Here is a 12,200-nt window from a genome sequence, read left to right as displayed (position 1 = left end):
CAAGTCATTCGGGCAGGCAGCCTTCCGGCACCGTGAAGGTCTTCAGCCGCGAGCTGCGACCCTTTTCCAGGATCACCTGCGACTTCGGCACCGCGAGGTGCTTCGCCAGGAAGCTCCGCAACGCCTCGTTCGCCTTGCCGTCCACCGGCGGCGCGGCAATCCGCACCCGCGCGACACGCCCGGCCCGCGGATCCTCCTCCCAGCCGATCCACTCGCTGCGCTTCGCATTCGGCACCGCCCGCACCACCAGCTTCATGCCGCCAGGGTAGCACGAGGAGCGCCGGTGATGAAACCGGCATGACGGGTTGGTGCCCGAGGATGGCACGAGCGGGGTGATTTGCTTCCCCTCCGCCTCGCGGTGGGGTGCCGATTTCATAATCGGCGCTCCTTGACCCCCGACCTTGCCGAGCGGCCCTGTCACCGCCAAGCTCGGCCCGATGCTTCCCGAAGCCGATCCCCAGGTGGAGCCCACGAAACGCGAGTGGGTCGGCTTCTGGAGCATGATCGTCCAGCAGACTCAGAATGCGTTCAACGACAAGGCCGCACAGTTCGTGCTCGTCCCGCTGGGCGGTGCGATCGGCTACCAGCTGCTCGGTGCCGCAGTGGAAAGCTGGGCCACGATCTTCATCGCGCTGCCTTTCGTGCTGTTCGCGCCGCTGGCCGGCTGGCTGAGCGACCGCTTTTCCAAGCGCGACGTGATGCTCGGCGCCGCCATCGCCCAGCTCCTCATCCTCGGCTGGCTGTGTGGCGCAATCTGGCTGGGCAACATGACGCTCGCCCTGTGCGGCTTCTTTGCGCTGGCGGTCCAATCGGCCTTCTTCAGCCCGGCCAAGATCGGCATCAACAAGGAACTCGTCGGCTCCCGGCACCTCGGCTTCGCCGCCGGGATCCAGCAGATGATGGCGATGCTCGCGATCCTCGCCGGACAGATCATCGCCGGGGTCGTTTACGACAAGCGCTACGCCGCCGCCGGGGGCACCCCCGACGTGGCTTGGCACACCGCGCTCGCCCCGATGGTCGTCCTCACCGCCGTCGCCGTGCCGGCCATCATCATGGCCTGGATCGTGCCGCGCACACCGAGACAGGGCGCCGGCCCGCTCACGCGGCGCGTCGCCTTCGAGCACTTCCGCCACCTGCGCGACCTGTGGGCCGACCTGCCGCTCCGGCGTGCGTCCTTCGCCGTCGCCTTCTTCTGGGGCTTTGCCACCTTCATCAACCTCTGGTCGGTCAAGCTCGCCAAGACCCTCACCGACGGCCAGGAAGGATTCGGCACGCTCTCCTCGTGGTTCATGGCCGCCGCCGGACTCGGCATGGCCGCCGGTTTCGGCGTCGCCTCGCTGCTGCTCCGCAGGCGCATCGAGCTCGGCTGGGTCCCGCTCGGCGGAGCCGCCATGACTCTCACCGCGGTGCTTCTCGCCAGCCTGGCCGATCCGACCTCGAGCCTCGCGCTGCTCGACAACGAGTCCCTGGGCCTTGGCGCGATGCTGATGACCATCCTCCGCCCCTCCAGCGGATCCTTCCTGTGGGGCGTCGGGGCCCTCGCCTTTTTCGCGGCCATCTTCCTCGCCCCGCTCAACGCCTGGATGCAGGACCGCTACCCGGCAGGCAAGCGCGGCGAACTGCAGTCGGCCGTCAACCTCCAGGACTGTCTCGCCGGCATTCTCGCCGCCGCCTTCGTCGAGGGTCTGGCGGCCGGGATCTCCGCCTTGGGCATCAGCCCGCTGCCCGGCTACCACCTCCAACTCCTCGCTGCGGCGGTGCTGTGCAGCTTCATCACCTGGTACATCGTGCGACTCATGCCCGGCGATCTGGTGCGGGTGATCGGCCTGACCCTCATCCGCCTGTTCTACCGGATTCGCCCGGTCGGGGACGACAGGCTGCCGAAGACCGGCGGGGTGTTGCTCTTGCCGAATCATGTGACCTGGGCCGACGCCTTCTTCATCACTGCCGCCAGCCCGAGGCCGGTGCGCTTCGTCATGGATGCGGAGTTCATGAAGAATCCGGCGATCCGCTGGTTCTGCCGGCTCTTCAACACCGTGCCGATCGCGCTGAACAAACCCCGCGAGGCACTGCGAACCGCCTCGAAGGCCCTCGCCGGGGGCGATGTGGTGTGCTTCTTCCCCGAAGGCCAGCTCACCCGCACCGGCACCCTGCGCGAGCTCAAGCGCGGCTTCGAACTGATCGCCCGCCAAGGGGGGGCACCGGTGGTTCCGCTGTGGTTGGACGGTGCCTGGGGTTCGATCTTCTCCTACGAAAACAACCGCTACTTCACCAAGCTGCCACATCGTTTCCCCTACGAGATGCAGGCATCCTTCGGCGATCCGATCGACCCGGCCGATGCCCGTCTGGCGCGTATCCGGCAAGGGCTGCTCGACGCGGCGACCGAGGCCCTCGAAGCGCGGGCTCCCCGCTGGCGGAAACGACCGGACCCTGCCGCCCGCGCCAACGGCTACCAGATCGGCCTGGTCAACGGCCTGCTCCGTCGCGAACGGATCGCCCGGCTGGAGAATGACCCCGAGGTCGAAGCACTCGACGGCCTCGAAGCCTTCGCCTCCATCCACCGTTCCCGGATCTCGATGCACTCCGAGATCGACGAGCATCAGGAGAGGCAGTGGGTCGGTGGTGAAGTTCTTCGCGACAAGATCGCATCCCACCCGAGGCCCGGTGGCGGCCATCAGTTCTACGACTTCAGCTCAAGGGCGCTCGAACCCCTCAATGTGGAGGGATGGGCTCATCTTCCCTGCCTCGCCGTCGATGGAGTGATCATCGCCATGTCGCTGCCCGGGGGCGATGTCCACCACGCCCGCAGCCGCTCCCAAGCCGGCTCGAAACCCGGCAGCTGCGGCATCGTGCTGCCCGGATTTTCCATTCGGGAACGGGACGAGGGCATCGTGATCTCGGGTCCCGCCGCGCCCGACGACATCATCCTCGACGGCTATTCCGTCGACGAGGAGAGCTTCCTCTTCCCGCCCGCCAGCGGTGGTTCGTAGTCCCCCCTTTAGGGGGCCGCATCGTGCGAGGCGCACAACCCGCAAGGAAGACCTCCTGAGGAACGACGTACATCACCCGCCCGCCGACAGGGTCAGATTACCTCTTCAAGAACTCCTCCATCTCGCCGAAGAAATCGTCGAGTTCCTCATCGTTGACTTCGGCACCCATCACGTCGTCCCAGCTGGTGTGAATAAGATGCTCCTCATCGAGTTCGGCAATGAAACTGCTCGGAGCACAACCCACCTGCTGGCCCCACTTGGTACGGACCAGGCAGTAGGTCATCGTCAGCCGCTTCTGCGCGCGGGTGATGCCCACATAGAGCAGGCGCCGCTCCTCGTCCTTGGTGCCCTCCTCGATGCTGCGCCGGTGCGGCAGCACCCCCTCCTCGAGACCCACGAGATACACCACGGGAAACTCAAGACCTTTCGAGGCATGCAGGGTGATCAGGGTCGCCCCCTGCTTCTTTTCCAGGTCATCATCGTCGCGGTCCGAGGCCAATGCGGAGTCATCGAGAAACTTCCGCAGGCTCTTGCCCTTCTTCACATACTTCGAAAGCTCGGCAAGGACCTCGTGCACACTCTCACCCCGCTGGTTCTTCTCCTGCTCGGTCTTGCAGTTGCGCGCCATCCACTCGAGGTAGCCGCAGTCGTCGAGGAAGTCGTGCACCACCACGTTTGGGGATTTCTCCCTGGCGTCGATCGCGGCCTTGGCCGTGACGACCTTGGCCACGAAGTCGGCAATCGCATTCCGGCCTCTCGACGCCAGGTGCCCGGTGAAATCCGGATCACACAGGGCTTCCCACACGCTGATCCCGCGCTCGCGGCTGAAGTCCGTCGCCATCACCGTCGTGGCCTGGCCGATGCCACGGGGTGGCGAATTCAGGATCCGCAACAGGGGCACGTCGGCATTCGGGTCGTCGAGAATCTCGACATAGGCGAGCACGTCCTTCACCTCGCGGCGGTCGTAGAAACTCTGGGCACCGACCATCCGGTAGGGAACCTTCCGCTGGCGCAGCGCCTCCTCGAGCTTGCGGCTCTGCCCGTTGGTCCGGAACAGGATGGCAAAGTCCTCCCACGGCCGCTGCTCGCTGGACTTGAGCGCAAGGATTTCCTCGGCGATGTACTCGGCCTCCTCCTCGTCGCCCGGCATGCCGACCAGCTTGACCGGCTCGCCGCCGGCAATCGTTGAACGCAGCGTCTTCTCCCGGCGCCCGGCGTTGCGGCGGATCAGGCTGTTCGCCGTGTGCAGCACCGCATGGGTCGAGCGGTAGTTTTCCTCGAGCCGGATCACCTTCGGATCGGGAAAAAACTTCTCGAACTCGAGGATGTTCGCCGTTTCCGCCCCGCGCCAGCCGTAGATCGACTGGTCGTCGTCGCCGACCACGCAGACGTGATGAGGCGGGCCGACAAGCTGCTGCAGCAGCTGCATCTGGAGGCCGTTGGTGTCCTGAAACTCGTCCACCGTCACCCGCTGATAGACCCCACGGAAGTGCTGGCGCACGTCGGGGTGCTCGCGCAGCAACTGCTCGGCGAGCAGCAGCAGGTCATCGAAGTCCACCGCATTCCGCGCGCGCAGCTCATTCTGATAAGCGACCCCGAGCTGGGCGAAGAAATCATCCTCCAGCTTGCCGACATCGCGCCCGGTGTTCTTCGCCTTCGAAATCGCGCCGAGCACCGTCTCGGGCTTCACCTTTTCGTCGGTGCCACCCATCCGCACCAGAAGCTGGCGCATGATGCCCACCTGGTCGGAGCCGGAGCAGATCGAGAAGTTCTTCTTGTAGCCGAGCTTGTCGATCCCGCCGCGCAGCAGCCGCACGCACAGCGAGTGGAAGGTGCACACCGTCATCGGCTCCGCCGCCTTGCGCGAGACCATCCCGCCGATCCGCTCACGCATCTCGTTGGCGGCCTTGTTGGTAAAGGTCACCGCGAGGATGTTCTCGGGGGCGACACCCGACTCGAGCATGTTGGCGATGCGGCAGATCACCGTGCGCGTTTTTCCCGTCCCGGCCCCCGCGAGGATCAGCACCGGCCCGTCGAGGGTGCCCACCGCCTCGCGCTGAGCCCGGTTGAGCGAGTCGAACGAAAATCCCCCTGCCATGCGCGGCGCGGAGCAAAGCCGAGGCATCCCGAACATTCAAGCTCGCCCGCATCAAAAAACGGCTCCAAGGGTCGCAGGCCCGCGGCCCAGCGGGTCGCGAGAAAGAGGCCCGGAGTCGTCAACCCCGGGCTTCGTTCTCATGGCTTTTCAGGCCATTGGACTCAGTTCCGCCGCCCGAGCAGCATCATCGCCCAGTAGGCGAGCTGGGCGATCGCCGCCAGCGCGGCCACCACGTAGGTCATCGCCGCCCAGAAAAGGGCATCCTTGGCCTGGGCGTGCTCCATGCCGCGCACGGCCTGGCTTTTGTCGAGCCACGCGAGGGCCCGCTTCGAGGCATCGAACTCGACCGGCAGCGTCACGATGGAAAACAGGGTGGTCGCCACGAAGGTCGCGAGGAAAACGTAGATCAGGATCAGCGATCCCGAGCCGAAGGCGAACAGACCGAAGATCGCCAGCATCAGCAACCACTGCTGGATCCTGCTCGCGAGGGTGACCATCGGCACCATCTTCGAGCGGAACTGGAGCCAGGCGTAGGCCTGCTGGTGTTGCAGAGCATGGCCGCACTCGTGGGCCGCCACGGCCGCCGCCGCCGCGCTGTTCTGACCATAGACCACGTCACTCAGGTTCACCGTCTTGTTTCTCGGATCGTAGTGATCGGTCAGCTGGCCCGGCGTGCTGATCACCCGCACGTCGGTGATCCCGTTCTGGCGCAGCATCAGCTCGGCGACCTGGGCCCCGGTCATGCTCGTCGGCACCTGCGAATACTTGCGGAATTTCGCCTTCAGAATGCCGCTGGCGAGCATGCTCGCGGCCATGGTTCCGAAAATAAGCAGCAGGTAGCCACCGCTGAACATCGACTGGCCACCAGCCGGCTGCTGGGAATACTGGGCGAGAATCTCGAAAATCATGGCCGGAGTTTAACCGGGTCCGACCGGCGTGCAACCCACTCCGGAGTAGAAAATCCCTCCCGTTTTCCAGCTTCCACGCTCACAATGACCAAATGAAACACCTGCTTCTCACCGGCGCCACCCGCGGACTCGGCCGCGAACTCGCCCTCGGCTTCGCCAAGGACGGCTGGGCGGTCAGCGGCTGCGGCACCTCCGCCCACGCGCTCGACGCCCTCACCACCGACCTCGGCGACCCCCACCTCGTCCGGGAATGCGACGTCACGGACTGCGCCGCCGTGGAACGCTTCACCGACGAAGCCATCGCCCTCCACGGGCCGCCCGACCTGCTCGTCGCCAATGCCGCCATCATCAATCCCCCCGCCCCCCTCTGGGAGATCCCGCCCGAGGAATTCGCCCGGCTCACGGCGGTGAACCTCAACGGGGTCCACCACCTGATCCGCGCGGCACTTCCCGCCATGATCCAGCGCGGATCCGGCATCGTCGTCGCCCTCTCCTCCGGCTGGGGCCGTTCCACCTCCCCCGAGGTGGCTCCCTATTGTTGTTCCAAATGGGGCATCGAAGGCTTGATGCAGGCCCTCGCCCAGGAACTCCCCCCCGGCCTCGCCGCGATCCCGCTCAATCCCGGCATCATCGACACCGACATGCTCCGCACCTGCTTCGGTGCCGAGTCCTCCGGCTATCCGGACGCCAAGCAATGGGCCAAGACCGCCATCCCCTTCCTCCAGTCGCTCACCGCCAAACACAACGGCCAGCCGCTCACGGTCGCGTGAAGTTCCAAGGGCCAAGGACCAAGTTCCAACTGGAGCGCGCGACGCTGTCGCGCCCCCGTTTGACCGCCGCAGGCGCACTTCGCTTGGCACTTGGAACTTCTCACTTGGAACTTGGGCTTCGAACCATCCGGAAGATCCCGTGATCCCCGTCAAATTCCACCGCGGCCTCCACCTTCCCGAGGCGGACTTGTGGCTCGACCCCTGGGATGCCAAGCCGCTCGCCTTTGTCTCCCATGCCCACGCCGACCATTTCGCCCGCCACCAGACCGCGATCTGCTCGGCGACCACCGCCGCCCTCGTCCGGGCCCGCTACAAGCTCGCCGAGAAACGCCTGCTCCCGCTCGCCTGGCACTCGACGCACGAGCTCAACGGGCATCGCGTCCAACTGCTCCCGGCCGGGCACATCTTCGGCTCGGCGATGATCCACGTCACCCGCCTCGATGACGGTGCCACGCTGCTCTACACCGGCGACTTCAAGGTCCGCCGCGGCCGTGCCGCCGAGGAAATGGCCTTCCGTCAGGCCGACCTGCTGGTCCTCGAAACCACCTTCGCCCTGCCGAAATTCACCTTTCCTTCTCCGCTCGAGATCGAGGCCGAGGTCCTGCGCTTCATCGACAACGCCTTCCACGACGACGAGGTCCCCGTGCTTCTCGGCTACTCGCTCGGCAAGGCCCAGGAGGCCCTTGCACTGATCCATGAGCACGGCATCCCCGCCGTGCTCCACCCCAAGGTCGCCGAGATGACCGAGGCCTGCCGCGCGGCCGGCCTCGATACCGTCCCCGAGCCCGCCCTTCTCGAAGGCACGGTTCCACCCGGAACCGCGGTGATCGCACCGCCGAACGCGGTCCGCTCGAAACTGCTCCGATCGATCCGCAACCGCCGCATTGCCATGCTCAGCGGCTGGGCACTCACCCCGGGCGCCAATTACCGTTACCGCACCGACGAAGCCATCGCGCTTTCCGACCACGCCGACCACCCCGGCCTGCTGGAGTGCGTCCGGCGCGTCCAACCGAAACGCGTGCTCACGGTGCATGGCTACGCCCGGGAATTTGCCGCCGAACTCCGCCAGCGCGGGATCGAGGCGTGGTCGGCCATGGGCAACGACCAACTCGAACTCCAGGTCTGCGGACGCCCTCAGGAACCGGGTTCTCCGGCCAGGGACCGCCATCGCCGGCCATCCTGCCCCTTCGCCGATTTCACCGACCTCTGTCGGCTCGTCGGCGAAACCCAGCGCCGCACCCGCAAGATCGAGCTGCTGGCCGACTACCTCCGGAGGCCCGGTGTCCCGCTCGCCACTGCCACCACCTGGCTCACCGGTCGGGCACTTCCCCGCCGCGACGGGCAGCTCCAAACCGGCACCGCCACCCTGCGCCGGGCCTTGCTCTCACTCCCCGGTGCCCGGGAAATCCGCTACCGTGAGATCTCAACCACCCAGAACGACGCCGCCCGCACCGCCCGGCTCCTTCTCGAGGAACTCCCCCTTCAACCCTCCCCGGTCGATCTCCCGGAAATTCTCGGCTTCTTCCGTGAACTTGCCGGAAGCGGAAGCTCGATCGGCCGCATCGAGGCTCTCGGCGGCCGTCTCCGCACCCTCCACCCCGCCGAGGGCGAAACGCTGGTCAAGCTCCTCACCGGTGACCTCCGCATCGGCCTCAAGGAAGGCCTCGTCGAGGACGCCCTGACCGTTGCCTTCGACGCTGACCCGAAAGCGTTGCGCCGCGCCCACATGCTCACCGGGGATCTCGGCGAAACCGCCGAACTTGCCCGGGATGGCCTGCTCGACCGGGCCGCTCTTCATCCCTTCGTCCCGGTCAAGGTCATGCTCGCCTCCCCGGGCGAATCCGCCGCCACCATATTCACCAGGCACTCCACGGACGCTCCCCGCTCCCCGCTCCCCGCTCCCCGCTCCCTCTGGCTGGAACCGAAGTACGACGGCATCCGTAGCCAGCTCCACAAATCCGGCGACCGTGTCGGACTCTACTCACGCGACCTCAAGCCCATCGACCGCCAGTTTCCCGAGCTCCTCGAAGCCGCGCGGGCGATCCCCGGCGACTTCATCCTCGACGGGGAGATCATCGCCCACGCCGAGGGCCGGCGCCTCACCTTCTTCGACCTCCAGAAACGCCTCGGCCGGCTCAACACCGCGCAGACCGACCTCTTCTCCGAGTCCGACCTTCCCCCCGTTCACTTCATCGCCTTCGACATCCTGCTCCACAACGGCTCCACCCTCCTCGACCACCCCCTAACCCAGCGCCGGCGTCACCTCGAAGCCCTGCTCAATCCATCCACCCCGGAAGCCCCAACACTCCCCGACACCTCGTCCACCTCGGGAGCCCCAACGGGGCGACGGTCGACAGCCCAGGGTGCAACCCTGGGTCCCCCCAGCGAGCTCGATTCAGGAGCCCTGAAAGGGCGACGGGAGCGCCGCATCACCCCCATTCCCCTGATCCACGCCGATTCCATCCACACCCTCGAGACCGCCTTCAAGCAGGCCCTCGCCGACGGCCATGAAGGCCTCATCTCCAAGCAACCCGATTCCCCCTACCTCCCCGGCCGCCGCGGCATGGCCTGGCTCAAGCTCAAGGGCGTCATGCCCACCCTCGACTGCGTCGTTGTCGCCGCCGAGCAGGGCCACGGCAAACGCGCCGAACTTCTCAGCGACTACACCTTCGCCGTGCGCGACGAGGACAGCGACACCCTGCGCATCATCGGCAAGGCCTACAGCGGCCTCACCGACCTTGAGATCGAGGAACTCACCGACCACTTCCAGAAGCACACTCTCGAGAAGAAGCGCCGCAAGCATCTCGTCGAGCCCAACCTCGTCCTCGAGATCGCCTTCGACTCCATCCAGCCCTCCAAGCGCCACGACTCGGGCCTCGCTCTGCGCTTCCCCCGAATCAAGGCCATCCGCCGCGACAAGACCCTCGCCGACATCGACACCCTGCGCTCGGCAAAAGCATTGCTCGGATAGGAGGCCGCCCGCCTCCAAGTCACTTCACCACCAGCACGTCGCACTTCACGAGGACCAGGATCTTGCGGCTCGGGTCGATCTCCCCCTCCTCGTCCGATGAAGTCAGGACGCTGGCGAGCACATACTGACCATCGATGCAGGTCAGCGAGTTGTTGGTTCGTTGGGTGGTGAAAACCGGCCACTTGTCCTGATGCACATGGCCGCCCAGCGCCTCGAACTCGGCGTACACCTCGTAGCCCGTCAGCATGACGATCTCGGGAGCAAGCTGAAGGTCGATGATCCTCCCATTGATGCCGAGATTCGGGGCAATATCGAAGGTAGATCCGGCGTTCCGGGTTTCAAAAGCGGTGTGCGCGGTCGGAAGACGCAGTCGAGCGAGATTGTTCATTCTCCGAATCCATTCTGGCGGCAGTGGAGGTGGTTCATAGCCCGGCGGCTCATACTCCGTCGGATAAATGAACTCCCGGATCGACTCCGCGGTCGCCCTCTCACCACTGCGGCAAACCACCATCATCGTCTCCACCACCTCGGCCCGGTCGACCTCGACCATTCCTGCGAGCTTCTTCCGCAGCTCGGCCGCATCCGAGGTGTCGGCGTTCCCCGCCATCAATTCGATGTAGTCCGAGTGTGCCACTTCCACGAACTCGACCTGAACCCGGATGATTTTGGGAAGATCCCGATCTGGATTGGAAGGATCCGGAGGACCGGGAGGTGGAGGTGGTGCAAACGGATCAAAATCTTGCTTCGATGCGAACGGATCAAAATCACCCTCGGTTGCAAAAGGATCGGACGCCGCGAAGGGATCCACACCTTCCTCGGCCAACAGACCTCCGACCAAGGCCAGAAGTGACGCTCCCAACAGCCCCTTCATGGGGACACCTCCTTCACCTCGACGACGTCGCACCTGACGAAAACCATCGTCTTCCTGCTCGGATCAAGCTGACCGTCCTCGTCCGACGGCGTCAGGACCGTCACCAGCGCGTAACTCCCACTTCGACAGGTCAGTTCCACGTTCACCCGCTGGGTGATGAAGATGGGATGCCTCTGCTGAAACCGGTGCTGATCGGGCGTGATGAAATCACGGTAAGCCACATGGCCTGCCAGAAACCCAAGCTCTGGAGCCAATTCCAGCGAGATCGTTCTCCCGTCCTTCGCGACGGTTGGGACAATCTCAAGATTACTCCCGAGATTCCGAGTTTCGAAGGCCGTGGGTGTGAGCGGGATGCCAAGCCGAATCCTCCGTATGTCATCTGGTGGAAGGGGGAAGTGGCCGGGTGTGGGAAGCCTCGGCGGCTCGTAGACAAGCGGCCAAATGAACTCACAATTGGACCCGCTGCTCGCCTTCTTGCCGCTCTGAACCACCACCATCATCGTCTCCACGACCTTGGCTTGGTTTTGCTCGACCAGTCCGGCCAACTTCATCCGCAACGCCGTGGCATCGGACGCACTCCGATTGCCCATCATCCATTCGGTGTAGTCCGCGTGCGCCACCTCCACAAACTCGACCTGAACCCGCACCATTTTCGGTGGCTCTGGCGGCGCAAACGGATCGAAGTCCGCGACCGATGCCATCCCCGCGACAGGCACGAGGGAAAGAAGCGCGAACAACCGCTTCATTTTCCCGTCTCCTTCACAACGACCACGTCGCATTTCACGAACATCATCACCTTGCGGGTGAAGTCCGTTACGCCGTCCTGATCTTTGGGCGAAAGTACCGCTACCAGATTGTACTGACCATCGATGCAGGTAATCGCCGTATTCACGCGGAGGCTGTACATCTGCGGCATCTGAACCTTTGAGACATTGCCGTGGGCATCCTTGTCCTCCGCCCAGACCGTGTTTCCCGTGTGCCAGACGATCTCAGGCGAAAACTTGAGATCCACGATCCGCCCGTCGTCGGAAAGGCCGGGCTCAACCTCAAGCGTGCCGCCCAGGTTCCGAGTCTCAAAGGCCGTCGGCGTGAACTGGGTCCGCAGCATCCCCATCCACTTGAGTTCTTCCGGTGAGACTCCTTTCCCGTCCGGTTCGCCGGGCACGTTGACCTCGTCGGGGATATCCGGCGGCTCATACTCGGTCGGATAAACGAACTCCCGGATCGACTCGCTCGTCGCCTTCTCGCCGCTCCGCGCCACCACCATCATCGTCTCCAGCACGTTTGCCTCTCCCTTCTTCACCATCTCCGCCACCGTCTTGCGAAGCGGCGTGGCGTCGGCCACCTCGAGCGCCGACAGAAAGAGGAGCTTGGTCAGATCCTTGTGATCCAACTCCACAAACTCGACCTGGACCTGGACCTGCCGCGGCAGGTGGGCGTCGGACTCTTCAGCGGAAAGAACGCACGGGCATGCCAGCCCGACCAGCAGGGGGAGGGTCGCGGGAAGTTTCATCGGCATCATCATCCGACGTCATAACGCCGGATCCATTCAACCAGGGAGCAAAATCGACCGACAAGGACCGCGCGAGGCC

The 12,200-nt window shown here is 65.0% G+C and carries 9 protein-coding genes; 3 read left to right on the top strand and 6 right to left on the bottom strand.

The features are described from left to right. Positions 1-4 precede the first annotated feature (4 nt). Positions 5-376, bottom strand: coding sequence for a DUF167 domain-containing protein (locus ACG2LG_RS11135; protein WP_396259000.1), 372 nt, complete (start codon positions 374-376; stop codon positions 5-7). Positions 377-437: 61 nt separating this feature from the next. On the opposite strand from ACG2LG_RS11135, the gene ACG2LG_RS11130 reads away from it, so the two are divergent. Continuing rightward, the gene (locus ACG2LG_RS11130; protein WP_396258998.1) at positions 438-2,990 is read left to right on the top strand and encodes an MFS transporter; all 2,553 of its coding nucleotides are present in this window, start codon (positions 438-440) and stop codon (positions 2,988-2,990) included. Between the two features lie 97 nt (positions 2,991-3,087). Here ACG2LG_RS11130 and ACG2LG_RS11125 read toward each other — a convergent pair whose 3' ends face one another. Both ACG2LG_RS11125 and ACG2LG_RS11120 read right to left on the bottom strand, forming a co-directional pair. Then, entirely contained in the window at positions 3,088-5,088 is a 2,001-nt protein-coding gene (locus ACG2LG_RS11125) for an ATP-dependent helicase (RefSeq protein ID WP_396258996.1), read from the bottom strand. Positions 5,089-5,249: 161 nt separating this feature from the next. Next, positions 5,250-5,996, bottom strand: coding sequence for a zinc metallopeptidase (locus ACG2LG_RS11120; RefSeq protein ID WP_396258994.1), 747 nt, complete (start codon positions 5,994-5,996; stop codon positions 5,250-5,252). Between the two features lie 92 nt (positions 5,997-6,088). Between ACG2LG_RS11120 and ACG2LG_RS11115 the strand changes: the two genes are divergently transcribed. Further along, the gene (locus tag ACG2LG_RS11115) at positions 6,089-6,766 is read left to right on the top strand and encodes an SDR family oxidoreductase (protein WP_396258992.1); all 678 of its coding nucleotides are present in this window, start codon (positions 6,089-6,091) and stop codon (positions 6,764-6,766) included. 139 nt (positions 6,767-6,905) lie between these two features. Then, positions 6,906-9,737, top strand: coding sequence for an ATP-dependent DNA ligase (locus ACG2LG_RS11110; RefSeq protein WP_396258990.1), 2,832 nt, complete (start codon positions 6,906-6,908; stop codon positions 9,735-9,737). Positions 9,738-9,756: 19 nt separating this feature from the next. Here the strand turns inward: ACG2LG_RS11110 and ACG2LG_RS11105 are convergent, their stop codons facing one another. The 3 genes from ACG2LG_RS11105 to ACG2LG_RS11095 form a co-directional block, all read right to left on the bottom strand. After that, the gene (locus ACG2LG_RS11105) at positions 9,757-10,371 is read right to left on the bottom strand and encodes a hypothetical protein (RefSeq protein ID WP_396258988.1); all 615 of its coding nucleotides are present in this window, start codon (positions 10,369-10,371) and stop codon (positions 9,757-9,759) included. Positions 10,372-10,604: 233 nt separating this feature from the next. Continuing rightward, complete coding sequence (locus ACG2LG_RS11100; protein ID WP_396258986.1) at positions 10,605-11,345, bottom strand: hypothetical protein; 741 nt, start codon at positions 11,343-11,345, stop codon at positions 10,605-10,607. Between the two features lie 5 nt (positions 11,346-11,350). Beyond that, a complete protein-coding gene (locus ACG2LG_RS11095; protein WP_396258985.1) occupies positions 11,351-12,121 on the bottom strand; it encodes a hypothetical protein in 771 nt (256 codons plus the stop codon). Between the last annotated feature and the right edge of the window lie 79 nt (positions 12,122-12,200).

Origin of the sequence: Haloferula sp. A504 (genome assembly GCF_044385805.1) — a bacterium.
Taxonomy (GTDB): Bacteria; Verrucomicrobiota; Verrucomicrobiia; order Verrucomicrobiales; family Akkermansiaceae; genus Haloferula.
Note: the sequence above shows the minus strand (reverse complement) of the source record. Positions and strands in the feature narration are given on the sequence as shown.